The organism is Candidatus Nanosynbacter sp. HMT-352 (genome assembly GCF_022819365.1).
Taxonomy (GTDB): domain Bacteria; phylum Patescibacteriota; class Saccharimonadia; order Saccharimonadales; family Saccharimonadaceae; genus Nanosynbacter.
The window spans coordinates 335,749-360,102 of the sequence record NZ_CP089289.1 but is presented as its reverse complement, the minus strand read 5'-3'; the positions used below and the strand labels follow the sequence as shown (position 1 = coordinate 360,102).

The 24,354-nt window shown below is 44.0% G+C and carries 38 protein-coding genes and 1 pseudogene; 4 read left to right on the top strand and 35 right to left on the bottom strand.

What is annotated here, in order from left to right; all coding sequences use genetic code 11:
- Position 1: 1 nt before the first annotated feature.
- Genes LRM49_RS01950 through infA form a run of 6 tightly spaced genes read right to left on the bottom strand, consistent with a single transcriptional unit; the run spans position 2 to position 2,790 of the window.
- Positions 2–925, bottom strand: a complete 924-nt coding sequence (locus LRM49_RS01950; protein ID WP_146423081.1) for a DNA-directed RNA polymerase subunit alpha — start codon at positions 923–925, stop codon at positions 2–4.
- 21 nt (positions 926–946) lie between these two features.
- On the bottom strand, positions 947–1,567 hold the full coding sequence (rpsD, locus tag LRM49_RS01945; RefSeq protein ID WP_243778156.1) for a 30S ribosomal protein S4: 621 nt from the start codon (positions 1,565–1,567) through the stop codon (positions 947–949).
- A 2-nt stretch (positions 1,568–1,569) separates the two neighbouring features.
- Positions 1,570–1,959, bottom strand: a complete 390-nt coding sequence (rpsK, locus tag LRM49_RS01940; protein WP_129632899.1) for a 30S ribosomal protein S11 — start codon at positions 1,957–1,959, stop codon at positions 1,570–1,572.
- A 15-nt stretch (positions 1,960–1,974) separates the two neighbouring features.
- A complete protein-coding gene (gene rpsM / locus LRM49_RS01935; RefSeq protein WP_129632902.1) occupies positions 1,975–2,361 on the bottom strand; it encodes a 30S ribosomal protein S13 in 387 nt (128 codons plus the stop codon).
- Between the two features lie 2 nt (positions 2,362–2,363).
- Entirely contained in the window at positions 2,364–2,492 is a 129-nt protein-coding gene (gene rpmJ, locus LRM49_RS01930) for a 50S ribosomal protein L36 (protein ID WP_129632905.1), read from the bottom strand.
- A 55-nt stretch (positions 2,493–2,547) separates the two neighbouring features.
- Positions 2,548–2,790, bottom strand: coding sequence for a translation initiation factor IF-1 (gene infA, locus LRM49_RS01925; RefSeq protein ID WP_129635133.1), 243 nt, complete (start codon positions 2,788–2,790; stop codon positions 2,548–2,550).
- 105 nt (positions 2,791–2,895) lie between these two features.
- Between infA and LRM49_RS01920 the strand changes: the two genes are divergently transcribed.
- The gene (locus LRM49_RS01920; RefSeq protein ID WP_243778155.1) at positions 2,896–3,471 is read left to right on the top strand and encodes a hypothetical protein; all 576 of its coding nucleotides are present in this window, start codon (positions 2,896–2,898) and stop codon (positions 3,469–3,471) included.
- Positions 3,472–3,522: 51 nt separating this feature from the next.
- On the opposite strand, the gene secY is transcribed toward LRM49_RS01920, so the two are convergent.
- Complete coding sequence (secY, locus tag LRM49_RS01915) at positions 3,523–4,998, bottom strand: preprotein translocase subunit SecY (protein ID WP_232736553.1); 1,476 nt, start codon at positions 4,996–4,998, stop codon at positions 3,523–3,525.
- A gap of 136 nt (positions 4,999–5,134) precedes the next feature.
- Between secY and LRM49_RS01910 the strand changes: the two genes are divergently transcribed.
- A complete protein-coding gene (locus tag LRM49_RS01910) occupies positions 5,135–5,848 on the top strand; it encodes an OmpA family protein (protein ID WP_243778154.1) in 714 nt (237 codons plus the stop codon).
- Between the two features lie 67 nt (positions 5,849–5,915).
- Here LRM49_RS01910 and rplO read toward each other — a convergent pair whose 3' ends face one another.
- The 5 genes from rplO to LRM49_RS01885 form a co-directional block, all read right to left on the bottom strand.
- Positions 5,916–6,389, bottom strand: a complete 474-nt coding sequence (rplO, locus tag LRM49_RS01905) for a 50S ribosomal protein L15 (protein ID WP_129632917.1) — start codon at positions 6,387–6,389, stop codon at positions 5,916–5,918.
- Entirely contained in the window at positions 6,389–6,979 is a 591-nt protein-coding gene (gene rpsE / locus LRM49_RS01900) for a 30S ribosomal protein S5 (protein ID WP_129632920.1), read from the bottom strand. Before rpsE ends, rplO begins: the two co-directional genes overlap by 1 nt.
- Before the next feature lies 1 nt (position 6,980).
- Complete coding sequence (rplR, locus tag LRM49_RS01895; protein WP_232273222.1) at positions 6,981–7,331, bottom strand: 50S ribosomal protein L18; 351 nt, start codon at positions 7,329–7,331, stop codon at positions 6,981–6,983.
- Positions 7,332–7,333: 2 nt separating this feature from the next.
- Complete coding sequence (gene rplF, locus LRM49_RS01890) at positions 7,334–7,867, bottom strand: 50S ribosomal protein L6 (RefSeq protein ID WP_445082945.1); 534 nt, start codon at positions 7,865–7,867, stop codon at positions 7,334–7,336.
- A gap of 82 nt (positions 7,868–7,949) precedes the next feature.
- Complete coding sequence (locus LRM49_RS01885; protein WP_243778152.1) at positions 7,950–8,894, bottom strand: hypothetical protein; 945 nt, start codon at positions 8,892–8,894, stop codon at positions 7,950–7,952.
- Between the two features lie 78 nt (positions 8,895–8,972).
- Between LRM49_RS01885 and LRM49_RS01880 the strand changes: the two genes are divergently transcribed.
- On the top strand, positions 8,973–9,620 hold the full coding sequence (locus LRM49_RS01880; RefSeq protein WP_243778151.1) for a non-canonical purine NTP pyrophosphatase: 648 nt from the start codon (positions 8,973–8,975) through the stop codon (positions 9,618–9,620).
- Here the strand turns inward: LRM49_RS01880 and LRM49_RS03915 are convergent.
- The 18 genes and pseudogenes from LRM49_RS03915 to rplC form a co-directional block, all read right to left on the bottom strand.
- A complete protein-coding gene (locus LRM49_RS03915) occupies positions 9,583–10,122 on the bottom strand; it encodes an NUDIX hydrolase (protein ID WP_445082944.1) in 540 nt (179 codons plus the stop codon). The genes LRM49_RS01880 and LRM49_RS03915 overlap by 38 nt on opposite strands.
- 21 nt (positions 10,123–10,143) lie before the next feature.
- Positions 10,144–10,845, bottom strand: a pseudogene (locus tag LRM49_RS03910) (uracil-DNA glycosylase family protein); the annotation flags it as partial.
- A gap of 112 nt (positions 10,846–10,957) precedes the next feature.
- Positions 10,958–12,568, bottom strand: coding sequence for a ribosomal protection-like ABC-F family protein (gene abc-f / locus LRM49_RS01870; RefSeq protein WP_243778149.1), 1,611 nt, complete (start codon positions 12,566–12,568; stop codon positions 10,958–10,960).
- Between the two features lie 83 nt (positions 12,569–12,651).
- Positions 12,652–13,053 (bottom strand): 30S ribosomal protein S8, encoded by a 402-nt coding sequence (gene rpsH / locus LRM49_RS01865; RefSeq protein WP_129744304.1) that lies wholly within the window; start codon positions 13,051–13,053, stop codon positions 12,652–12,654.
- A gap of 20 nt (positions 13,054–13,073) precedes the next feature.
- Complete coding sequence (gene rpsN, locus LRM49_RS01860) at positions 13,074–13,343, bottom strand: 30S ribosomal protein S14 (protein WP_129630942.1); 270 nt, start codon at positions 13,341–13,343, stop codon at positions 13,074–13,076.
- Positions 13,343–13,927, bottom strand: a complete 585-nt coding sequence (rplE, locus tag LRM49_RS01855) for a 50S ribosomal protein L5 (RefSeq protein WP_129743752.1) — start codon at positions 13,925–13,927, stop codon at positions 13,343–13,345. The genes rpsN and rplE overlap by 1 nt, the downstream gene beginning before the upstream one ends.
- On the bottom strand, positions 13,927–14,247 hold the full coding sequence (gene rplX / locus LRM49_RS01850; protein ID WP_243778148.1) for a 50S ribosomal protein L24: 321 nt from the start codon (positions 14,245–14,247) through the stop codon (positions 13,927–13,929). The genes rplE and rplX overlap by 1 nt, the downstream gene beginning before the upstream one ends.
- Positions 14,247–14,615: a 50S ribosomal protein L14 gene (rplN, locus tag LRM49_RS01845; protein WP_129630950.1), complete on the bottom strand. Its 369-nt coding sequence runs from the start codon at positions 14,613–14,615 to the stop codon at positions 14,247–14,249. Before rplN ends, rplX begins: the two co-directional genes overlap by 1 nt.
- The gene (gene rpsQ, locus LRM49_RS01840; protein ID WP_129630953.1) at positions 14,612–14,923 is read right to left on the bottom strand and encodes a 30S ribosomal protein S17; all 312 of its coding nucleotides are present in this window, start codon (positions 14,921–14,923) and stop codon (positions 14,612–14,614) included. Before rpsQ ends, rplN begins: the two co-directional genes overlap by 4 nt.
- Positions 14,923–15,132: a 50S ribosomal protein L29 gene (gene rpmC / locus LRM49_RS01835; protein ID WP_129635100.1), complete on the bottom strand. Its 210-nt coding sequence runs from the start codon at positions 15,130–15,132 to the stop codon at positions 14,923–14,925. The genes rpsQ and rpmC overlap by 1 nt, the downstream gene beginning before the upstream one ends.
- Complete coding sequence (gene rplP / locus LRM49_RS01830; RefSeq protein WP_243778147.1) at positions 15,132–15,545, bottom strand: 50S ribosomal protein L16; 414 nt, start codon at positions 15,543–15,545, stop codon at positions 15,132–15,134. The genes rpmC and rplP overlap by 1 nt, the downstream gene beginning before the upstream one ends.
- Positions 15,546–16,181, bottom strand: coding sequence for a 30S ribosomal protein S3 (gene rpsC / locus LRM49_RS01825; protein ID WP_129630962.1), 636 nt, complete (start codon positions 16,179–16,181; stop codon positions 15,546–15,548).
- On the bottom strand, positions 16,182–16,640 hold the full coding sequence (rplV, locus tag LRM49_RS01820; protein ID WP_243778146.1) for a 50S ribosomal protein L22: 459 nt from the start codon (positions 16,638–16,640) through the stop codon (positions 16,182–16,184). It lies immediately after the preceding gene.
- A 2-nt stretch (positions 16,641–16,642) separates the two neighbouring features.
- Positions 16,643–16,909 (bottom strand): 30S ribosomal protein S19, encoded by a 267-nt coding sequence (rpsS, locus tag LRM49_RS01815; protein ID WP_129630968.1) that lies wholly within the window; start codon positions 16,907–16,909, stop codon positions 16,643–16,645.
- Between the two features lie 6 nt (positions 16,910–16,915).
- Complete coding sequence (gene rplB / locus LRM49_RS01810; protein WP_129630971.1) at positions 16,916–17,755, bottom strand: 50S ribosomal protein L2; 840 nt, start codon at positions 17,753–17,755, stop codon at positions 16,916–16,918.
- Positions 17,755–18,075, bottom strand: coding sequence for a 50S ribosomal protein L23 (locus LRM49_RS01805; protein ID WP_129630974.1), 321 nt, complete (start codon positions 18,073–18,075; stop codon positions 17,755–17,757). Before LRM49_RS01805 ends, rplB begins: the two co-directional genes overlap by 1 nt.
- Before the next feature lies 1 nt (position 18,076).
- A complete protein-coding gene (gene rplD, locus LRM49_RS01800; RefSeq protein ID WP_243778145.1) occupies positions 18,077–18,676 on the bottom strand; it encodes a 50S ribosomal protein L4 in 600 nt (199 codons plus the stop codon).
- A complete protein-coding gene (gene rplC, locus LRM49_RS01795) occupies positions 18,676–19,290 on the bottom strand; it encodes a 50S ribosomal protein L3 (RefSeq protein WP_129630980.1) in 615 nt (204 codons plus the stop codon). The genes rplD and rplC overlap by 1 nt, the downstream gene beginning before the upstream one ends.
- A gap of 264 nt (positions 19,291–19,554) precedes the next feature.
- On the opposite strand from rplC, the gene LRM49_RS01790 reads away from it, so the two are divergent.
- Positions 19,555–19,854, top strand: coding sequence for a hypothetical protein (locus LRM49_RS01790; protein ID WP_243778144.1), 300 nt, complete (start codon positions 19,555–19,557; stop codon positions 19,852–19,854).
- A gap of 78 nt (positions 19,855–19,932) precedes the next feature.
- Here LRM49_RS01790 and LRM49_RS01785 read toward each other — a convergent pair whose 3' ends face one another.
- From LRM49_RS01785 to tgt, 5 genes are all read right to left on the bottom strand, one after another.
- Positions 19,933–20,265 (bottom strand): hypothetical protein, encoded by a 333-nt coding sequence (locus tag LRM49_RS01785; RefSeq protein ID WP_129744310.1) that lies wholly within the window; start codon positions 20,263–20,265, stop codon positions 19,933–19,935.
- 69 nt (positions 20,266–20,334) lie between these two features.
- Complete coding sequence (gene rpsJ / locus LRM49_RS01780) at positions 20,335–20,652, bottom strand: 30S ribosomal protein S10 (RefSeq protein WP_243778143.1); 318 nt, start codon at positions 20,650–20,652, stop codon at positions 20,335–20,337.
- Between the two features lie 96 nt (positions 20,653–20,748).
- A complete protein-coding gene (locus tag LRM49_RS01775) occupies positions 20,749–21,690 on the bottom strand; it encodes an L-lactate dehydrogenase (protein ID WP_146423284.1) in 942 nt (313 codons plus the stop codon).
- 139 nt (positions 21,691–21,829) lie between these two features.
- Positions 21,830–23,014, bottom strand: a complete 1,185-nt coding sequence (tuf, locus tag LRM49_RS01770; RefSeq protein ID WP_129630995.1) for an elongation factor Tu — start codon at positions 23,012–23,014, stop codon at positions 21,830–21,832.
- Between the two features lie 114 nt (positions 23,015–23,128).
- Entirely contained in the window at positions 23,129–24,340 is a 1,212-nt protein-coding gene (gene tgt / locus LRM49_RS01765) for a tRNA guanosine(34) transglycosylase Tgt (RefSeq protein WP_243778142.1), read from the bottom strand.
- Positions 24,341–24,354 lie beyond the last annotated feature (14 nt).

The following is a 24,354-nucleotide window of genomic DNA, read 5'->3' as shown; positions in this document are numbered from 1 at the left end:
GTTAAAACTCCAACTCCGCCATCTTGTCACGTACTTCGTCTAGTGCCTTTGAACCGAAACCTTTCAATTCTCGCAAATCTTGCTCAGTCAAAGTTACCAAATCGCGAATAGTGCGGATTTCATTGTTAATTAGCGCGTTCGTCGTGCGGGCGCTTAAGTTTAATTCTTCAATTGGCATTGCTAGCTCTGACTCTTCGTCTTCCTTAGCTGCGCCAAGTGCTGGTGCGCCAGTTACCATCGTGTTGCCAGCCAAAGCTGTGTATTGGTTAACAAGAATCGCTGCTGCTTCTTCGAACGCCTCACGAGGTGTGATTGTGCCGTTAGTTTCAACAGTGATTGCCAATTTGTCCAAGTTTGTCTCCTGGCCAACACGAGTTGAGTCGACTTTGTAGCGAACGCGTAGAACTGGTGAGTACATTGCATCAATAGCAATCATGTCGCTGTGCAAACGCTTTTCGCTTGACTCTTCAATTGTCTGATAACCGCAACCTGCCTCAACTACCAAATCCATAACCAAATGCTTGTTTGGGTCGTCGATTGTAGCAATTACTTGCTCTGGGTTAACAACTTCAACATCAGCATTAGTTTTAATATCAGCGGCAGTTACTTCGCCAGCGCCAGATTTCTCAATGCGCAGTTCAACTGGATCGTCGGTAAATACGCGTAGGTGAACGTTTTTCAAGTTCAACATAATGTCGACAACATCTTCTTTGATGCCTTCAACAGTAGTAAACTCGTGAGTTGCGCCCTCAATTCTGAAAGCTACAACCGCGCCACCGCGAACGCTTGACAATAGAACGCGTCGCAATGAGTTACCAAGAGTATTACCGTAGCCTGGGTGAAGTGGCTCGATTAGAAAAGTAGCGCTGGTTGCTGAAATGTCATCAACGCTCGCGAGTGCTGGATTGTAAATTGCTTTTGCCATAATTCTTCCCTAACCCTTCTTTTATCGTGAGTAATACTCAACAATTAATTGCTCGTTGATGTCAGCTTCTGCTTCCTCGCGCTTTGGCAAACCAGTTACTTCAATCTTCAGCTTCTTGCTATCAGCTTTTAGCCAGCTTAGTGGACCTTGGACTGAATTGTTGATTACATCGTCAATTCGCGTAAAGTACTCTGACTTGGTACTCTTTGGACGAACCGTGATGACATCGCCAGCTTTAACACGAATCGATGGAATATCGACGCGTCGGCCGTTCAATTCAAAATGTCCGTGGCTAACTAGTTGACGAGCTGCGCGACGTGATACGGCAAATCCAGAACGGTAAACAACGTTATCCAAACGGCGCTCTAATAGCTTCAACAAGTTTTCGCCCGCCAAGCCTTCTTGAGCGCGTGTTGCTTCTTTCATCAAGCGAGCAAACTGCTTCTCAACTAGACCGTACAAGCGACGAACCTTCTGCTTTTCACGAAGCTGTGTAGCGTATAGACTTGGCTTATTCTGACGACCATGCGCGTGTTGACCTGGAATGCCAGATTTTTTCGCCAAAATTTTATGTGCTTTTGGATGAAGCGCATAACCTTCGCGGCGGCTTTGCTTGACAATTGGTGAATTATCTCGTGCCATAATTATGCCCTCCGTGCCTTTCGTGGACGAACACCACCGTGAGGCACGCCAGTTACGTCCTTAATGCTTTCTACTGAGATGTCGAATGCGCTGACCGCACGAATAGCGGCGTCACGACCCAAGCCGACACCTTTCACGAAAACGTCAACAGATTTCAAGCCGTATTGAGTTTTCGCAGCTTCAGCAGCTTTTTCAGCAGCAACCTGTGAAGCATAGGCTGTACCTTTTTTGCTTCCACGGAAACCACATGCACCAGCTGATGAAGCGGTTAGTACGTTACCTTTCTTGTCGGAAAAAGTAACGATAGTATTGTTAAATGTTGCCTGAATGTGCAGCTGACCAGCTGGGACTGATCGGCGCTGCTTCTTCTTGGTAGATTTTGCGTCTGCCATTTCTTAGTCCTTTCTTTAGGTCTTACTTGCTGCTTTTGGTTGTGTACCGCCCACGGCGATGGCGCGACCCTTGCGAGTTCGTGCATTCGTACGAGTCCGCTGTCCGCGTGTTGGCAGTCCTGCTTTGTGGCGAAGACCGCGATAGGCGTTGATATCCTTCAAGCGCTTAATATTATTTGCCACCAAGCGCTGGAGATCACCTTCGACGGTGTATTCGCTGTCAATAATTTCGCGAATCTTGTTTTCTTCAGCCTCGGTGAGATCTTTCACCCGAGTGGTCGGCTCAATTTTAGCCGCCGCAAGGATGCTCGAAGCGTGCTTTGGCCCAATACCGTAAATATAGGTGAGCGCAATTTGCACCTGCTTCTCTGTTGGGATAACTACCCCAGCAATTCGAGCCATGCTTAACCCTGCCTTTGCTTATTCTTAGGTTTTTTCTTGTTGATGATATATAGTCGGCCTTTGCGGCGAACTACCTTATCACCTTTTTTGGGATCTTTGTCGATTTTTTTCACACTTGCACGAACTTTCATAAAGTGCTTAAATCTCCCTTCCCGAGTAAACCCGAGATTATCGTTGATATTATAACTACCGACCCTGAGGTCGATCGTCACGTAGGCGGAAGCTGATTCGTCCCTTTGTAAGATCGTAAGGGGTCATCTCAACCTCAACCTTATCACCAGGCACCAGACGAATATAATGCTTACGCATTCGTCCTGAAATATGCGCGATGATACTATGGCCATTCTCCAGTTCCACCTTAAATTGAGTATTAGGCAGTGCTTCCACTACCTTTCCTACCATTTTGATGACTTCCTTTTGACTCGCCATAAGTTACAGTTGTCAATTATACAGTACTAAACAGGGTTTGACAAGAGGTTTCGCTGTAAATTTACGTGCTATAATTGAGCTATCAAATTTAACATAAGGATTTTTATGGCAAGCAAGAAAAAACCAGCAAACTTTAAGGTTACAAAATCGAAGAATGAGATAATGACCGCGGTGCTAATCGGTCTGGTGACGGCTTTGATCGTGATAGTTATTGGCGTAATTTTATTACACGCCAACCAAACTTCCGACAAGACGTTTCAAACAGTCGAAAATGTTGACGGTGGATCCGTGAACTTGGGTTCTCTAGGCTTCCGAATTGAAGGAGATAAATTAGTTATTCGCAACGATTCAGTCACACAAGAGATTCGCTATTTCCTGAAGACAGAAACTAAAAAATCAGGCTGTAAGGATAACAACAGCGTAACTACGGTAATTGCCCATTCCCAAGATGAGAAACAGTTGTTGCTGGGCTATGGTTGCGGCAATTCTGAGGCACGAATGTTTGCAGTCAAGAAAGATGGCGGATGGAAAACGATTTCCCCAACCAACCAATTTAATTTGTTCAACATTCCGAGTTGTAAGATGGTTGATGAAAATAACATTAGTAATGAAATTGCGCCAGTCTGCCAAAATGAGAAAAAAGTTGGCGACAATTTATCTTACGATTACAAAATACGATAATCCATTCGCAAAAAGAATTCCCCGCTTTTCGGCGGGGATTTTTAATGTCAATTATTTTTTCTTAAACAAACGACGCTTCTTACTCTTCTTTTTGTCACTATCAAGCAGCTCGTCTGGGTCAAAGTCGTCATACGTAACCATCAGTGCACGAGAGTTGACTTGTCGCAGAGTTTCAAGGGCAACTGATACGACAATCAAGATTCCAGTACCGCCGATTGATAAGCGCAAACCTTGCAAGCCTGTCAAATTGTACGTGAGATATTCCGCGACGAATGGCAGAATAGCCACGATTCCCAGGACGATTGAACCGAACAAAATCAAGCGATTGACGGTTCTCATAAGATACTTTTCAGTCTGAGCGCCCGGACGCACGCCTTCAATAAATCCACCTTGCTTCTGCAAATTTTCGGCAATTTCGTTAGCATTAAAGACAATTCCAGTGTAGAAATACGTAAAGGCGATAACCAAGATAAAATACAGCGTTGGGTAGATAAATGCCTCTGCGGTACTGCCGGTGAACGAGCCGGCGTTTGGAGCTTGGAACCAAGTGATCAATTTGTTGGCGGTCGGTAGGAGATTGGCGTTACCAGACGCTTTCATAACTTGACCAACAAATTGCGGCAAGCTTAGGAACGCGACCGCGAAGATGACCGGAATAACTCCCGCCGCAATCAGCTTAACTGGCAAAATGCTTTTTACATCGCCGTAATTACTGTTTCCGTGAACGCGCTTTGCGTAGTTAATTGTAATGACGCGCTGAGCTTCGTTGATTTTAACCAGGAAATAAAGGACGATGAGTCCAGCGATTGACATGATTAATATCGTCCAGAACATAACTGGGTTTACAGGGAGAGTGAACCAGTTGAAGACGTTTAAGCTGCCAGATGAGGTGTTGAACAATGATGAGATTAATGACGCGAGCATTTGTGGCAATTGGCTAATGATACCAGCGAAGATTACGATAGAAATACCGTTGCCGATCCCCTGCTCAGTGATCAACTCGCCGAGCCACATCAGAAGAACAGATCCTGCTGTCATTGAAGTGATTGAAACGATCCATTCCATCATAGTAGGGTCGGCCAATGTTGTACTGCCGCCTTGAAGAACTGTTTGCCTTAAGATGAAGATGAAAGCGATTGACTGGACAATAGCAAGTGGCACAGTAATAACACGCGTCCATTGCTGAATTTTTCGACGTCCAGATTCGCCGTCTTTGTGTAGCTCCTCAAGTCTTGGAATGGCTTTGGTCAGAAGCTGAATGATAATACTGGCGGTAATAAATGGACTAAGTCCAACCAACACCAGAGAGAAGCTCGACAATGCGCCGCCGGATAGTAAGTTCAAGATACCACCGAGGTCAGATTGTCCAAGCACCGACGAAATCGCGTTACGTAGTTGTGTTGGTTCCGCCAATGGCACTGGAATGTGCGCCAATAATCGATAAACAACGATTATTCCCACGACGATAAATAGTCGTTTTTGCATATCTTTATTTTTCAGTGAGCGAAAAATTATTCTCCAATTCATGTTTTAGCCCCTCATAGTCACTAACAATTCTTAACTCTGTTAATTATACATTACCTTAGCGGATATTTCCATACTAAAAACATAAAAGCGTATGCGTTATAATTGAGTCAATAATATAATGTAAACGAGGTATTATATGCAACAGCAACCTGAAATCCCATCAACTCCACCAATTACGCCACCACCAAACCCAGAATTGCCCCAAAATTATCCACCAAAGAAAAGTAAATTGTGGCTATGGGTTACACTGGCAATCCTGGGAGTGCTGGCGGTAATCGGAATAGTGGTGGCAATTGTTCTTGTGTCAAATAAAATCACTCCTTCAAAAGACGCTAATATTTCGCGCAAAGAGACGGCCAAACCTAAGGACGAGAAGAAAAACGAAGACAAAAAGCAGAACTTAGCTAAATCAGATTCAAAATGTTTGACGTCTGCTGATTTTCGAAAAGCCGGTTATGGCCATATGAAAGATGGCTCTTTTGTACTTAACAATGGTAAATATAATTTTAAAAATGTTTTCTTCAATGCGGATTCGACGCAATATACATATGAAGGAATTGCCGTTGACGAACTAGCTAAACTGGGTTCACTATACAAATCAAATAGTCAAAAGGAATTTTCAATTGAGCTGGTCGGTCAAACATACGAGAGTTCAAAGACAAGTGCTGGCACAAAATTAGCCATGGAGCGCGCCGATAAAGTCAAACAAGGTCTAGTTTCGCAAGGTTTTCCTGAGAATAAGATTATTATCTCTGAGCCAAAAATCGCCAATCACGACAGTAGCGATGACACAGCCGACAGAAACGTGACTATTTATCTAGTCGTGCCACAAGAATGTAGCGAAAAATAGTCTAAGATATCAAAGCAAAAGAAAATCCCCTTCTCTTTCGAAGGGGATTTATTGTTACTGAGAAAAATTATTTCTCTTCAGCTTCTTTCGCACTTTGGCGTAGAGGTGTAGCTACTTTCTCGAATGAGCCACCGGCTTTTTCGATAGCGGCAACAACTGAAGCTGAGGCAGCTTGTACTTTCAAGTCAACCTTAGCCTTCAATTCACCACGAGCAATCACCTTAACCGTGTGGAAAGGAGTTGCAATGTAGCCTTCAGTGAACAACAAAGCATTGTCAACGGTTTTGCCGTCAAATGCGTTCAAGTGATCCATGTACACAACTTGAGCTGGGGTTCGCAAACTCTTGAATCCGCGAGCCTTTGGCACAGCTTGAGCTAGTGGACGCTGACCACCTTGGAACATTACGCGAAGCTTCTTACCTGTTCGGGCGTTCTGACCTTTAGTACCGCGACCAGCAGTCTTACCTTGACCAGCAGCAATACCGCGACCAACGCGCTTTTTATTCTTGTTTGCTGAAACTTGGAGATCATTGTACTTCATTATTTAGCCTCCTTTTTAGCAACCTTTTTTACAGGCTGAGCACTTAGCCATTGATCGCGTGGAACTAATGACTTTAGAGCTTCGATAGTCGCATAAGCAATGTTAACCTTGTTAGTTGAGCCAAGAGATTTGGTCAATAGGTTACGAACGCCTGTTACACCGATAATCTGACGAACTACACCACCAGCGATAATACCAGTACCAGGAGCGGCTGGCTTGATCAATACGCGTGCGCCAGAGAATTTAACTTCGCTGTCGTGTGGGATTGTTTCGCCGTTTAATGGTAATGTAATCAAGTGCTTTTTAGCGACTGACGTAGCCTTAGCGACTGCAGCTTGAACGTCTGCGCCCTTAGCAACACCGACACCAACTTTATCTTTGCGGTTACCAACAACCACCAAAGCCTTAAATCGGAAACGGCGACCACCTTTAACCACGCGAGAAACGCGGTCAATGTTGATTACCAATTCTTCAAACTCTTTTGGTGCGTCATCGCGCACATTTCGCCGGTCATCGCGGCGACCACCACGTGGATTTCGAGGTCGACGACCTTCTGCACGTGGGGTAGTATTTGCAGCTTGCTCTGCCATACTAAAACTCCAATCCTTCTTGGCGCGCAGCATCAGCCAAAGCCTTTAGGCGGCCAGCGTATTGACGACCATTTCGATCAAACACCACTGCGCTAATCTTAATTTTCTTTGCTTTTTTAGCAATTTCAGCACCAATAGCGGCACTTTTTTCAGTCATCGTGCCAGTCGCTTTTGTTCCAACTGTAGTTGCTGCAGCCAATGTTTTACCAGCCACATCGTCAATCAATTGCGCGCTAACGTGCAAATTGCTAATAGTAACCGTCAAGCGTGGGCGCTCTGCCGTGCCTGAAACCTTAGCGCGAACGCGGTTTTTGCGAAGAGCGCGGTTGAGTAGCTTCTTATTTTCAGCCATGATTACTTACCTGTCTTTCCTGCTTTACGCAAAATCTGCTCGTCGACATACTTGATACCCTTGCCCTTGTATGGTTCAGGCTTCTTCAATGCGCGGATTTCCGCTGCAACTTGGCCGACTTGTTGTTTATTGATACCGCTAACAACGATAATCATTTTTTCGTTGGCAACAGTTACGCCTTCTGGGGCTTTGTATTTGACTGGATGTGAAAATCCAAGTGCCATTTCTAGCTCGTTGTTGCTTGAGTTAACACGGAAACCGACACCGTTAACCTCTAGGCGCTTTTCATAGCCTTTGGTTACACCGATTACCATGTTGTTGATTAGCGCGCGCATCAGACCATGCTGACTGCGGGCTACTTTGGACTCGTCCTTAGGATGCACCGTGACTTGTCCATCTTCGACTTTCACCTCAACTGCTGGTGTGATGAATTGCTTTAATTCACCCTTTGGTCCTTTAACGACCACATCACCAGAGTCAACCGTGATTGTCACACCGGCCGGAATAATCACCGGCAGTTTTCCGATTCGACTCAGACTCATTACTCACCTTTCGTGTGATTTGATATTAACTTCAGTATTTTAACACAGATTAGAGGTAAAATGCAAGGTTTTCAAGCTATGAATTAACCTCATATATGTCTAGCTCGATTGAATTGATCATTTGCCCTATTCGAGCACTATCCGCCATCTCCAACCAACCTTTGCCGCCAATAATACACCCTCCAAGGATCGCATTTAGCGTACTCCTGTTTAATATAACCTGTTTATGATTGTCCGAACATCGAACAAGAGCTTTTCGTAAATTATCACAAAAGGCAGACGACGATAGACTTTTTATATACTCTAAGAAATCATATCTCAATTGATTAATTATTTTGTCATCTTTCTTCAATAGTCCAAGAAACATTCTGTATCCAACTGAAATTGACGCCTCCGACCACTGATCGCCACGATCATACACTGTATATTTTTCTCGCACGACCGTCAAGAAATTGAGAGCCACAATCTGCATAACAATTGCCGCCAGAGCTTGATCAACCGGCGTTTGTATATGACTTTCATCAATTGAATACTCCAGAACGCATTCACGAAAAAGATCGTCAGACTCTTTACTATATTTTATATACGAAGTACGAAAAAGCGTATTAACAGAGCTCTCATCGTGAGCCTTACGATACGCCATATCAATTTGCTTACGCCACGAAGAAATCTGAACTTCGCGTAGCTTTTTACTCAGTTCACTTCGGTCGACTTCTACTATATTTCGATTCATTTCTATTCCACACTCGCCAGCAGCCCTCAAAATATCATCTTCTGGAATGACTAATTTATCAAACTCTCGCAATGCCTCGTCATATGTCTTTTTCGCTTCTGGACTATATAATTCGGCGTCCATAAAACAAGTGTCGCCATATGTTTTTGCAGACAGTATGATATCGCTCAGAACAAAGAACTCATTGTCTTGAAGACGCTTCAAAACATACTGAGCTAATAAATGTTCATAAATATGAGCGATTAGCCCGTCGTTATCGACTGTTTTGTATATGGATGAAATTATCATTGCTTGGTTTGATGATATTATAATGTCGTCAAATTAGCAATTTTTCGATATTTATGATAATTGATATAATCATACTCAATGACAGCAACTATACTTTTCGCCACCAAAAACCCAGGCAAATACGCAGAATTCGTTGCCGCGTTTCATAAATTCGCCCCACAGACGTCAATTATTTCGTTGGCAGATTTGGACTATCAAATTCCTGACTACATAGAAACAGGCACGACATTTGAACAAAATGCCCTATTGAAGGCGCGACACACAAGGCATCATTTACACGAAAATGATAAAAACCTGATAATTATCGCCGATGATTCCGGCATGGAAATTGACGCCCTAAATGGCGAGCCTGGCGTATTTACAAGACGCTGGGATGGTCGCGAGATGAGTGATCAAGAAATCGTAGATTATTGCCTGAAGAAGCTTGAAAATAAGGCAAACAGACGAGCGCAATACACGACATGTCTTGTAATAAATTTTTCCAATGGTCGCGAGAAAGTGATTTTTGGAAAAAATTCTGGCGTCATCTTAACTGAGCCACGAGAGGAATCCCGACTTAAAGGAATGCCGTTTCGGGAATTATTTTTCGTGCCCGAACTTAATATGATGTTTCACGAAGTGCGCGAACTGCCGAAGCTGAAGCGCAATGGATATTCACTCGGTCATGAGGTTGCAATCGAAAAATGCGCTAATGTGATACGGGAAAATTTATTTGACTTTGTATAGCGGCTTTCAACTCCGCGCTCTCACTTGCCCATGGAATGTGTTGTGTGAGTTCATCAACTGTCACAAATTTAGCATACCGTATCTGCTCTTCCTGTATTTGCTCTTCGTCCTCGTTCTGTTGATGTAAGATATACTCATCGGCATTCTTATTAAGTTTCAGGCTAACCCGAAGCTGCAAGTACTCGTCATCATTTTTTAAGTTATCTGTTTCCAAGATATCGTAATAGCCAAAAAACTTATACTGACTAGACACACTGTCTGTATTAATTCCCGTCTCCTCCGCTACTTCACGTACGATGGTTTGCAAGTAAGTCTCGTGCTTATTTGGCTTTCCACCGGGCAGCTGCCACTTTCGACCATCCTTAGAGACGATGGCTATTTTATTATCGTGAGTAAAAAGCCAAGCGTATACCTGATTTACCGGAAGAGACTGATCTTCTGGGCGGATTTCTTTACCGTCCTTCCAGATGCGTGCCTTAATAGTTTTTCTTATGGTGTCCATGATATCTTTGTTATGACTTTGCCTTAAAGCTGTCAAATACTTTTCAAAATATTCATATTTATGTTTAGAATTATACTGCATTATAAATCTCGGATGTTCCAAAGGTATGATTTCATCAAAAAAATTATATTTTTTGTTTATTTTAGATAAAAATGTATAATTATCTCCACTTCCTATACAATAACACGCAGAAGTATCGATCCCAAAATCAATTTGTGCCTGTATTGAACTAACAATCAAAGAATACAATGTTTCTTGCAATTTTTTACTATCATAATAATTACAGTTAACCTCATTTCCCTTTGAATTGGTTCTAACTATACCAACAGGGCAGACAAAATTCATATAAAAATCCGAATAAAACTTTTTGCATCCACCATATTTTTCAATTACATCATATAAAAAACCTGAAGATGATTTGTTAATATAAAACTTATCAATCAAAATACCAGTTTCTTTTTGAAGATGTTTCGCATCCTCAAATGGCACCCCCGTAACAGCTGTTCCTCGACGTGCTGGTGAACTTCCTAATATTATACGACGTTTATTACAATCATTGTAAAACCTTTTGTAGAACGTTGTTGAAATTTCATTTACTATTTCTTTTTGACTTCCATTAAACGGATTTACAATTTTAAAACCATCCGGTAATTCCATTGATATTTTCGATAATTTTTTATTAAATTCTATTACTTTCTGGCCGAATGTTTTTTGTTCAATCATTTAGTATCTCCTTCTCCCAGTTACTTATTGTTTGTCTTGTTACTCCCATTTTTCAGCAAGCTGTTCTTGTGAAAGATTGGCAGCTTTTCTTAGCTATTCCATCAAGTCTTTTTTATATTTTAATTTTCTCCGTTATCCCTATATTTTCGATAAAGTCTTGATCATGAGACGCTATCACAACACCTCCTTTATACTGACCTAGCGCCAGTTCCAAAGCTTCAATCGTAGGAATATCAAGGTTATTCGTCGGCTCATCCAGGATGATAAGATCAGGAGAGTTCGTTGACATAGCAGCAAGCAAAACTTTAGCCCGTTCGCCACCGCTGAGATCTATAGCTTTTGTCGACGAGATTGTTCGTTTATCTAGACCAAAACGAATTAATATATTGATCGCGTCGTGTAATTCAAGTTTTGGCGATAAATACCGCAAATTGTCCAAAGGCGAGTTATCTTTAAGCGGCAATGACTGCGACTGATTCATGTATATTATTTTTGCATTTTCGCCTTTTTTTATCTCTCCGCGATGATACTCAGGTGTATTATTTCCCATAATAAAATTGAGGAGCGAAGATTTTCCCGAGCCGTTCTCTCCTTGGATCAATATTTTATCGTCAGGACGTACATTAAAAGTAACGGGTCCTATCATCTTCTCTCCATCATGTGAAATACTCAGCGATTGCACAGAAATAAGGCTATACTTCTTAGAAGATACTTCATCGAAAGCAAACTTAATAGAAATTTCATCCTCCACCCTCTCAGGTTCGTCCAATTGTCGCAGGCGAGACTCCACACCTCCAGCCGCCCCTGCAATATTTGAAGATGCGCGCTCTTTACGAAAATTATCATTTAACTTATCGCTATCCGATTTTTTGTGGCTAGCTTTGGCCGAATTCGCACGAATTCTAGCGTCCCGCGCAACGCGGTATAGTCGCTTTTTCTCCTTTTCATATTGCTCATAGCGGTCGGTCATTGCTTGACGAGCTTCACGTCTTGCTTCAATATATTCATCGTAACCAAGATTATACTTGTTCACGCCCTTGCTGCCAGTCAATTCTATAATCCGTTCTGCAGTGTTACGTAAGAAATGCCGATCATGAGACACGATCAAAAATGAAGCTGGCGAATTGTTAATAAAATCTTCAAGCAAAATTACTCCGCTGTCATCAAGATTATTAGTTGGCTCATCAAGCAAAATTAGATCATAACGAGACGCAAAAACTGCCGCCAAAGCTATCCGTGTACGTTGTCCCCCAGAAAATGTATTCAGACATCTATCCGGATCAATGTCACCCAGATCTGCCCGCGATAAAGCCTTTTTAATCGTCGTGTCAAAATTTGCTACTTCGAATTTTTCATACCTCTCCAGGGCTTCGCCATAAATTAATAGCGTCTTTTCACTAGCCTCTTGAGTTAACCTCTCACATTGATAATCAAATTCTTCTCTAGCCGACTTAACGCCAGTCACTTCTTCTATAAAATCATAAACTGTCTTATCGAGCCATTTATTCAGGTTTTGTGGTAAAATACCTATCTCTTCACCACTCGAAATAATATCACCTGATGTAGGCTGGATATCTCCGTTTATTATTTTTAATAAAGTAGTTTTTCCAGCACCATTTGAACCAACTAGTCCAATCTTATCTCCGGCGTTAATAGCAAAGCTTACGTCGCTAAACAATTCTCGACTATTAGTTTCATAAGACACATTTTTAAGGTCGATCATATCACTATTATACTATCTCTGTGTAGATGGATATAAAAAATAAACGCCCTGCAATGAGGACGTTTATTTGATTTGCGTGAGGCTTAGTAAACCTTCAACAACAATTCGCCACCAAGTTTGGCCTTAGCTGCTTCGACACCAGTCATGACACCTTTTGATGTTGAGATAAGTACCAAACCGCGACCACTCTTTACCTTTGGAATCTCGCTAGCGCCGACGTAAACGCGACGACCAGGTTTTGAGATGCGGGTAATTTCGTTGATAGTACTGTTAGTTCCTTTTTCATTGATAGTAACTACCAACACGCCACGAGGCTTAGCATCTTCCAGCTTGACGTCTGCCAAGTAGCCGTTTTTGACTAATTGTTCAGCGATGACTTTCTTCATCTTGCTGGACGGAACACGAACTTCCGTTTTGCCAACCAATTTCGCATTGCGGATGCGAGTCAGAAGGTCGGCGATTGGGTCTGTAGTTTGCATAGACATATTCTAATCTCCTTTCCTTCTTACCAACTACTCTTTGTTATGCCTGGGATTTCACCCTTGGCTGCTTTTTCGCGGAAATTGATACGGCTCAAGCCGAATTGACGCATGTAGCCGCGCGGGCGACCAGAGATGCTATCACGGTTCTTGTGCCTGGTTGGGCTAGAATTGCGAGGCAATTTTTGCAAACCATCGAGGTCGCCAAGTTCTTTCAACTCAGCACGCTTGGCTGCAAACTTGGCAATCATCTTCATGCGCTTCTTATCACGAGCGACCATTGATTTCTTAGCCATTACTTGACGCCTCCTTTCTTCTCAAACGGCATGCCAAATTTTTCTAGCAACGCCTTAGAAGCTTCCTTGTTGCCGTTCTTGATAACAAATGTAACCTGCAAACCGTGCAAAACCTGAGTTTCCTCAAATGTCAATTCTGGGAAAATCGATTGCTCGGTGATGCCGAGATTGTAATTGCCACCTTTATCAAACTTCAAGCCAACGCCGTGGAAGTCACGAACGCGAGGTAAAGCAACGTTAATCAAACGATCCATGAACTCGTACATACGAGCGCCGCGCAAAGTTACGCTAACACCAATTGGCGCGCCCATACCTTTACGAATGCTAAATGTCGCGATTGATTTTTTGGCTCGTCGAGCCACTGGTGCTTGACCTGTAATTTTCTCGACGGTGTTTTTGACAATTTCAAAATGACGCTTGTCATCTTTCTTCTTGCCGGTACCAACGCTCACGACGATCTTTTCCAAAGCTGGCACTTCATGCACGTTCTTTAGATTCAATTCGGCTTGTAGTTCCTTAAGGTAAGTTCCTTGATATAAGGCTTTCAAGCGAGGAGCTGGCACGACAGTTTTCTTTTCTGCCATTATTTAATCTCCTTATTTTTTGCTTGACGAGCAACACGAGTTTTGCCGCCGTCAGCATTCTTTACTAAACCAACCCGACTGGTTTTGCCTGATTTCTCATCAATAACCAAAGCGACTTTGCTGATATCCATTGGTACGTGAATATCTTTCTTGCCACCTTTTGGATTGTACTGGCTTGGCTTAACGTGGCGATGTCCGACACCAACACCTTCGACCAAAACAGTTTGGTCTTTTGTGTTAACTTTTAGAACTTTACCAGTTGTGCCTTTATTTTTACCAGCAATAATTTTTACGGTATCGTCTTTATGAATTCGAGCCATTAGAGTACCTCCGGAGCTAAGCTGACGATCTTCATGTAGCCCATATCGCGAAGTTCGCGTGGAACTGGACCGAAGACACGAGTAGCTTTTGGCTGCTTGTCATCGTTGATAATCACTACGGCATTGTCGTCAAAACAGATTGTTGAGCCGTCTTTGCGATGAATTTGATCGCGAGTACGAACAACTACAGCCTTAACAACAGATTTTTTCTTAACGTTACCGGTTGGGCTAGCGTCTTTTACCGAGCAGACGATTACGTCGCCAACGCGAGCGTAACGGCGTCGTGTACCGCCAAGAACGCGAATACACAAAACTTCCCTAGCGCCTGAGTTATCGGCTACCTTAAGGCGAGATTCTTGTTGGATCATTTGTCGTCCTCCTTAGCCTCTTCCTTAGTTTCGCCAGAAACTTCGTCCTTTAGTTTGATAGAACCGCGAGACTTTTCAATCACCTTAACTAGAGTAAAGCTCTTAGTCTTGGAAATTGGGCGAGTCTCTTCGATTTGCACCTTGTCGCCTTCACCTGCTTCGTTGGTTTCATCGTGAGCAGTGTATTTGCGAGTCACGGTGTACTGCTTGCCGTATAGCGGATGCGTTTCGCGGCTAGTGACCGTCACAGTGATGGTCTTGTCGCGCTTGGCACTCGTTACGACGCCAATCAATGTTCGTCGGGCCATTACTTGCTCTCCTTTGTATTATTAATTTGTGTCAGCAGGCGTGCAATTTCCTTTCGGAGTGAACGCAACGCTTTTGGATTAACTAACTCGCCAGCAGCGTGAGAACGTTTTGCTTGAAGTAGGTCGTTTCGCTTTTCAGCCAATTCCTTCTTCAAATCGTCAATCGTCTTAACAACTGCCGCTTTAACAGATTTCTTCGTTTCAGCCATTATGCGTCCTCCCGCTTGATGAACTTACATTTGACTGGCAATTTGTGGCTAGCCAGACGCATTGCCTCGCGAGCAACTTCCTCTGAAACGCCCTGCATCTCAAACAGAACAGTACCAGCTTTTACCTTAGCAACGAAGAACTCTGGATTACCCTTACCCTGACCCATCTTCAAGCCAAGTGGCTTTCGGGTAACTGGAGTGTGAGGGAAGATTCGAATCCAAATCTTACCACCACGCTTGATGTAACGAGTCATCGCCTGACGAGCAGACTCGATTTGGCGGGAGTTGATGCGCTCATTTGATTGTGATTGCAATGCAAAGTCGCCGAACGCGATGTAATTGCCACGAGTTGCTTGACCGCGGTTTTTTCCAATACGCACTTTGCGGTGCTTAGTTTTCTTTGGTAACAGCATTTAGCGACTCCTTTCTCCCTTATAAATCCACACTTTCACGCCAATGATACCAGCTGGTGTCTGAGCGCGAGCACAGTGGAAGTCAATATCAGCGCGCAAGGTGTGTAGAGGCACTGAGCCTTCAATTACCTTTTCGCGACGTGCCATTTCAGCGCCGTTCAAACGACCAGCCACCTCAATACGAATACCTTTAGCACCAGCATTCATGGTGTTTTGTGCGGTCATTTTAGTTGCACGGCGGAAGTTGATTCGGCGCTCCAATTGGCGAGCGATATTCTCAGCTACCAATTTGGCTGCCAATTCTGGACGGCGAACTTCTTCAATGTTGATACGAACTGGCTGACCAGCAATCTTCTCAACTTGCTTCTTCAATTCATTCACGCCAGCACCACCGCGACCGATAACAACACCAGCTTTTGCCGTGTGAATTGTAATCGTGATCAAGTTGGCGCTACGCTCAATCTCAATGCGATTGATAGTTGGGCGTGAGGCAAATTTCTTTTCAATCAACTCGCGGATTTCGTGATCCTGACGAATCGCCTCTGCAAACTCTTTTTTATTGGCCGTAAACCAACGAGAGCTCCAGTTCTTATTGACCTGTAGGCGGAAGTTGATTGGATTCACTTTTTGACCCATTTACTTCTCCTCCTTTTTTGCTGCCGGTTTAGCGGCTTTTTTAGCTACAGGCTTAGCAGTTTTTGCTTCTGCCTTAGCTTCGGCCTTTTTTGCAGGCGCTTTCTTTGGCTTTTCCGCGCCAGTTACTTCAACCAAAATATTTGAAGTCTTTTTCTGGAATGGCAAAGCACGGCCACGTGATGCAGGCTTAAAGCGACGCAAACGTGTACCAGTAGTAACGCTCAAAGTAGTAATTACTAAGCTTTTCGCGTCCAAGCCGTGGTTGTTGATAGCGTTTGCCTTAGCGCTTTCGATAGCCTTTTTGACTGGGCTAGCAGCGCGCTTTGGAACGTGCTCTAAGATAACTAGCGCATCAGCTACAGTACGACCTCGCACCAAGGCTGCAACTAGGCTTACCTTACGTGGTGCCTGATCAACACCTTTAGCGTAAGCACGGACAGTATAAGTTGTATCAGCCATGATTACTTCTTATCCTTTCCACCGTGTTTACGGAATTTACGAGTTGGACTAAACTCACCGAGCTTATGACCAACCATATTTTCGGTAATCAGCACTGGTACGTGCACTCTACCGTTGTGAACAGCAATCGTTCGACCAACCATCTCTGGTGTAATAGTCGAAGCGCGCGCCCACGTTTTGATAACGGTTCGATCGTCAAGGCTAAGAGCAGCAATTTTCTTTGCTAGCTTTACATCGACGAATGGACCTTTCTTTAATGAACGACTCATCGTGATTTACCTCTTCCTCTTCGCGTCGTGACGCGTGCGTACGATTAATTTATTCGAGCCTTTACGGCGACGAGTTCGATAACCTAATGTCAATTGACCCCAAGGAGTACGTGGCGCTTTACCAGTACCGTGGCGACCACCGTCACCACCACCATGTGGGTGATCTGCGGCGTTCATAACGACACCACGAACAGTTGGGCGAATGCCCTTGCGGCGTTTGCGACCAGCTGAACCGATCTTAACATTTTGGTGCTGAACGTTACCGACTACACCGATAGCAGCGGTAGCTTCCAAGCGAACTTTGCGAACTTCGCCAGATGGCAATTTGATAGTTGCGTAGTTGCCTTCTTTTGCCATCAACTGAGCTTTAGCACCAGCAGCGCGCACCATTTGTGCACCCTTACCAGCGGTCAACTCAATAGCGTAAATCATCGTACCAACAGGAATAACTGACAATGGCAAGCGGTTCGAAGCCTCAATTGGAGCTTCTTCACCAGTTCGGATAGTTTTACCCTTAACCATTGAGGTGTCAGCTAAGATGTAGTGGTACAAATTGTACTGATCCTTAACTCGAGCAATACGAGCTGAGCGGTTTGGATCGTATTCGATTTCTTCAATCGTCAAGGTCAAGCCTGCTGGCAAATTGTGGTTCACCAAGCGGTAGTGACGACGAACGCCGCCTCCGCGATGACGAACGGTAATTCGACCTTGGTTGTTGCGACCGGCATTTTGCTTTTTAGCTTTAATCAGACTTTTAAGAGGTTTTCTTGTTGTAATGTCTGACAAATCCTGACTCGTCATGCCGCGACGAGCAGGAGTGGTTGGATTGTAAGCTTTCACTGGCATTACTTGGTCTCCTCCATCTGCTGCTCTACTGCGTCAAACACATCGAGCTTATCGCCTTCTTTCAGCGTCACGTAAGCCTTCTTCCAATCCTTGCGCGTTGTTGTGCCAGGATAACGATTCTTGCCTCGTGAGAAGCGTACAGCCTTGCCGTCTTGTACTAAGGTTTTAACCTTAACTACAGTAACGCCAAATTGTGCTTCTACAGCTGATTTGATTTCGTTCTTATTCAAGTTAAGTGGAACGCGTAGCACATATACACCATTGGCGCTCTGTGCGTAAGCCTTTTCACTAACGCGTGGGATAATAATCGTCTGTTTCATATTACGCTTCCTCCTTACCCAACCATGCAGTAATTACAGGTAGAGCTTTCGGTGTTATAACGATTGTATCCGCATTCAGAATGTGATAAACGCTTAGATAATTAGCGCGAACCACCAAAACGTTCTGAATATTGTTTGTAGCGCGCATAAGTTCTGGCGTCTTCTCGTCTACAACGATCAGAACACGGCGCTCGAACTTGTTGTCAGCTAAGAATGTTGCGACTTCCTTGGTCTTGCCAGTAGTCTTAATGTCTTTGATGACAATTTTCTTAGCTTCGTTAGCTACAGTCAAAGCTTGGCGAACTGCCACTTTCTTAGCAGTCTTTGACAATTTTTTAGTGTAGTTTTCGTTACCGCGTGGACCAAATACCACACCACCGCCGCGCCAGATTGGGTTACGGCTTGAGCCGAAACGTGCTCGACCAGTTCCCTTTTGCTTCCATGGTTTTTTACCACCACCAGAAACTTCGCCGCGCTGCTTGGTTGTAGCGCTAGCTAGGCGTGCGTTTGCCAAGTAGCTGTCATATGCCAATTTCAACAATTCGTGATTTGGCACTTCCACAGCAAAAATGTCTTTAGGAAGTTTGGTTGAATCTGCCATTACTTGTTACCTCCTAAAATAATCAGCCCCTTTCGTGGTCCAGGAACAGCGCCCTTAACCCCGATTAGATTGGTCTCTGGATCAACATATGCCACTTCCAAGTTCTTAACAGTAACACGCTCGTGACCCATGTGGCCAGCCATCGTCTTACCCTTGAAAACTTTTTGTGGATACATCGAGCCAATTGAACCTGGCTTACGAGTATTACCTTTACCACCGTGCGTCTTACGATGACGCTTAAAGTTGTGGCGTTTAATGGTTCCAGCGAAACCTTTACCTTTGCTGGTTCCGGTCGCATCGACAAAATCGCCGACTTCAAACGCGGAAACATTAATTTCACTGCCAACTTTCAGATCCTCTGGAATCTGGTCGACACGGAATTCCCGAATATGTTTCGGGGTCACTTGGGCTGGCTTAACGTGTCCAGCCACGGCCTTGCTCAGGTTCTTACCCTCTCCAAAAGCTACCTGTACCGCATTGTAACCGTCGGTTTCGACAGTCTTCACCTGAGTAACGGTGACAGGGCCGGCTTGGATCAGCGTTACCGGAATGGCTTTGCCGTCTTCAGCCAAGAGCTGGGTCATACCAAGTTTGGTACCGAGAAGTGTTTTCACTTTTCCTCACTCCCACTTAAATACTCCTGATGACGTGCGGTTTCTGGGTTCTGGGAGAACGTTAAATGTAAACATCCGCTCATAACCAGACCTGCTCATTCACCAAGGAGAACAGTTGATATTACGCGTAATAGAAATTACTCGTAAATTGTAGCACAATTGAGCCTAAAAAGTCAACCCATGACCACACGTTCTGTTTTATCTACAATTCCGCATATGTTATAATCATATTCGAAAAGAAATTTTATTAATTAGGGGGCAATCATGAACGATTCTCAAATCGAAAATACTAACGAAGAACTGAATAATTTACGCACTATCAGAGATGAGGCTATTAATGCACTAGCACCAAATATAGATAGAATGGAAGGCGTTGATGGAGAACGAAAAATTCGTATATACATGTCAGCCGCAAGAATAACCAACAGCAGTAAGATGTTCCGCTTAGCTTACGAGGCGGCTAAAAATATCCCAGACGCAGCTACACGAGCCGAGGCGCTAATTGATATTATTCAAGACGCTGGATACGCTATTAGCAAATTAGGCGGCGGTCGTCCATTCTAGAAGCTTAAGAGCTAACAACTTCAAGCAAATAATATCGTCCTAATTGGGCGGTATTATTTTATAACGAATCCATAGCGATTAAATCATCACGCCAACTGGCGTAAACGAGGTCAGAATTGCCATGAAAATTATCGTGACGTACCAAATTTTCCGGTTGAATTGATATTTCTCAATCTTTAATACCAGCAGCAACGCAATAAATAGCCCGACAGGAATAGCCTGAACAACCAAGCCGCCAACTTCAATTGGATTTTTTAGACGAAGCCACAGCGCACTTAATATCACAAAAACCACCAATTTTAAGAAAAATGAGCCGTCATTATCATAAATGCGTTCGCGCCCTTTGCGACTAAATAGCTCGCTAGACTTCGAGCGATTGCGAGCATAAGTACGAGTTTTTTGTTTTGTCATAAGCTAAATGGAATTATAGCATAAAAAATCCGCCCCATTCAAGAGGCGGAAATTTTATATATAGTTAAATTACATACGAATTTCAGCATCAACGCCAGCTGGCAAATTCAAGTTCTGCAAGCTGTCAATCGTCTTTGGTGTAGCATTTGTAATGTCAATCAGACGCTTATGAACGCGGCACTCGTAAGATTCACCACCAGTCTTGTAAACGTGCGGACTCTTTACGACGGTGTAAGTGCTGCGTCGAGTTGGCAAAGGCACTGGACCAGCAACGTTAGCACCTGTGCGAATTGCGGTGTCGATAATTTGTTTTGCTGATTGGTCGATGACTTTGTGGTCATAAGCCTTCAGACGAATACGGATTTTAATTCCTGTATCTTGAGCCATAGCTCCTCCTCTTATGTGCAATCTCGTAACCTCTAATTGCCCTATTTATAGTCAATCGAGTTCTCGAGATAAATTATTATTAACTATGCGATTATATCAGCAATTTTCTGCTTTATCAAGATGAGAAATCATTTCCGCGATAATTCCAGCGGATTTATTCAGCGACTCTTTTTCTCGCTCGGTAAGTGGATAGCCCGCCAAAATCTTCACGCCGTCGCTACTGATTGTTGATGGCAATCCAAGTACAACATTATTCAAGCCATATTCACCCTCAGCCAAAGAGCAAACGGGATAAACCGTGTGCGTCGATTTTCGGAGCGCTGAAACAATCTTAGACACAACAAACCCAATTGCAAAATATGTCGATTTCTTTGTTTCAATCACCCGATACGCTCGGTCGCGAACCTTCTGCTCAATTCCGTCAATCATTTCCTCTGTAAATCCAGGATATTCCCTAATCGGCACTTCACCAATTTGCGCCGTTTCAATTGTCGAAAACGACGAATCGCCATGCTCGCCCAAAATATAAGCATCAACCGCTTTACTATCGACATTGAATGCATCTGCCAAATACGACTTCATTCGCGAAGTATCAAGCGTCGTACCCGTCCCGAACACGCGATTTTTCGGCAAACCAGATTCCTTAAGCGCCACGTAAGTCAGAACATCAACCGGATTACTGACAATTACCAAATACGGCTTCGCGCCATTCGCCATAATATTTTTCACAATATCACGCATAATTTTTGCGTTAACGTCAATCAGCTCCAACCGAGTCTGACCAGGAAGTTGCGGCGCACCCGCGGTAATCACAACGATGTCGTCGTCATTGATATCAGAATAATTCCCCGTATGAACCACGACATTTCTGTCAATTCCCATCGCGTCATTGATGTCAGCCGCTTGACCCCAAGCTAAATCCTCATTACGGTCAATCAACACAATTTCTTCAATAACACTACGCAATGCGCACGCATAAGCCGCCGTTGCACCGACCATTCCACCGCCGCCAACAATTAGCAATTTCTGTTTATTCACCAAAATCTCCTTTTTCTGTTTTATATTAGATGTCTTTATTCTGCCATAAACGTTACCGCTCTGTCAATTAACCCCTTCTTATGGCAATCAAAAATCCCCCGAACTTTCGGGGGATTTAATTAGGCTTGTGTTATCAAGATTATTTGTTAATCTTTGTAACAACACCAGCGCCAACTGTACGGCCACCTTCGCGGATAGCAAAGTTCAAACCTTGCTCCATAGCGATTGGTGCAAGCAACTTAACCTTGAAGGTTACAGTGTCGCCTGGCATAACCATTTCTTTGTCAGCTGGCAATTCAACTTCACCAGTAACGTCAGTTGTGCGGAAGTAGAACTGTGGCTTGTAGCCCTTTGAGAATGGAGTGTGGCGACCGCCTTCTTCCTTCTTCAAGATGTAAACTTCAGCTTCAAACTCAGTATGTGGAGTAATTGTGCCTGGCTTTGCCAAAACTTGACCGCGCTCAATGTCGCTGCGCTCAATACCACGTAGCAAGACACCTGCGTTGTCACCTGCTTGACCTTGGTCAAGAGATTTCTTGAAGGCCTCAATACCAGTTACAACTGACTTCTGAGTTGGCTTCAAACCAACGATTTCAACTTCGTCGTTCAATTTAACAACACCTTGCTCGATACGACCAGTTGCTACTGTACCACGACCCTTAATTGAGAAGACGTCCTCAATTGGCATAATGAACGGTTTGTCCATGTCACGTGCTGGCTCTGGAATGTAGCTGTCCATTGCGTCAACCAATTCCATAATAGCGTCTTCGTATTTCTCGTCACCTTCAAGAGCCTTAAGAGCAGAACCCTTGATGATTGGAGCATCTTTGTCGAAGCCGTTCTTTTCAAGAAGTTCGCGAACTTCTTCTTCGATCAGCTCAACCATTTCTTCGTCAGCCATGTCCATCTTGTTCAAGAAGACAACGATCTTTGGCACACCAACCTGCTTTGCAAGCAAAACGTGCTCACGAGTCTGAGGCATTGGGCCGTCAGTTGCAGCGATAACTAATACCGCACCGTCAACCTGAGCAGCACCGGTGATCATGTTCTTGACGTAGTCAGCGTGTCCTGGCATGTCAACGTGTGCATAGTGACGATTCTTTGATTCATACTCTTGGTGTGAAGACGCGATAGTAATACCACGTTGCTTCTCTTCTGGTGCGTTGTCGATCTGGTCGTACGCAACAGGTTTGTTAACTGCGCTTGGTAGGCGCTTTGCCAACACTGCAGTAATCGCAGCAGTCAGCGTAGTCTTACCGTGGTCAACGTGGCCCATTGTACCAACGTTAACGTGCGGTTTGCTTCGGTCAAATGCATCTGCCATTTGTAGAAGTTCTCCTTAATTTAATTATTATTTTTCACGCGGGTACAGTCCATAAAAAAGACCTCACGGCGTATGAGTTTAATTATAACGATTTTCCAATCAGTTGTAAATAGCCTATTTCTTACTATAATACTTCGCCAAGAACGAATCACGAAACTCGTAAAAAGTTCCATCCTCCAAGCTGGCTCGAATATCATCAACCAACTTAACGATAAATCGCTCGTTGTGGATTGACAACAACGTTCCAGCCAACGACTCGCGGGCGTGCAGAAGATGACAAAGATAAGCCGCCGTGTAGTTCTTGCAAGTATAGCAATCGCAATCGTCCATAATCGGCGCAAACATCTCGCGGTATTTTCGGCCGCGCACATTGACTCGACCAAACGGCATATACGCGGCGCCGTTCCTAGCAACTCGCGTCGGGCTCACGCAGTCAAAGGTGTCAATTCCCTGCTCAATTGCCGCAAAAATATCATCAGGCTCGGAAATTCCCAACAAATGACGCGGTTTATTTTCAGGCAGAATTTGATTGACCCACTGAATCGTTTGCGCCATAGTTTCCTTTTCCAACGCGCCACCGATTCCATAGCCATCAAAATCCATCGCGCCCAAAAACTCGGCAGTTTGTTTTCGCAAATCCTCGTAATTCGCGCCTTGCAAAACGCCAAACAAAGCTTGATATGGCTTATCTGGACGAGCCTCCCTTAGGCGCTTGACTTCCGCCAAACTTCGCTCCGCCCAAGCATGCGTCCTGGCCAGCGCCTCAACTTGATATTCGTACGGATCAATCAAAGAGGTCAATTCGTCAAACGCAAAAGTAATGTCAGCGCCAATTCCAGCCTGAATTTGCATGGACAATTCTGGCGTGAATTTATGATAAGAGCCGTCCAAATGTGACTTGAACATTACGCCGTTTTCGTCCACCCAAGCATGACGCGACGATTTTTTAGCAATCGCAATTTCTTCATCGACATCAGTGCTCATTGCCAAAACTTTCTTAAAGCCAGAACCTAAACTCAAGACCTGAAACCCACCGCTATCCGTAAAAGTCGGACCATCCCAGTGCATAAATTTACCAAGATATCCAGCCTTTTCAATCAACTCATGCCCCGGCTGCAGATATAAATGATAAGCATTCGCCAGCACCGCCTGCGCACCAACATCCGCTACCATCTCTGGAACCATCGCCTTAACATTAGCCTTAGTTCCAACCACAATAAACGCCGGCGTTTCAATATCACCGTGTGGCGTGTGAATAATTCCCGTTCGCGCCAGAGTGTCATTAAATCGTGAAGTTATTTCAAAAGAAAAAGGTTTTTCCTGCATAATCTGTTTGATTA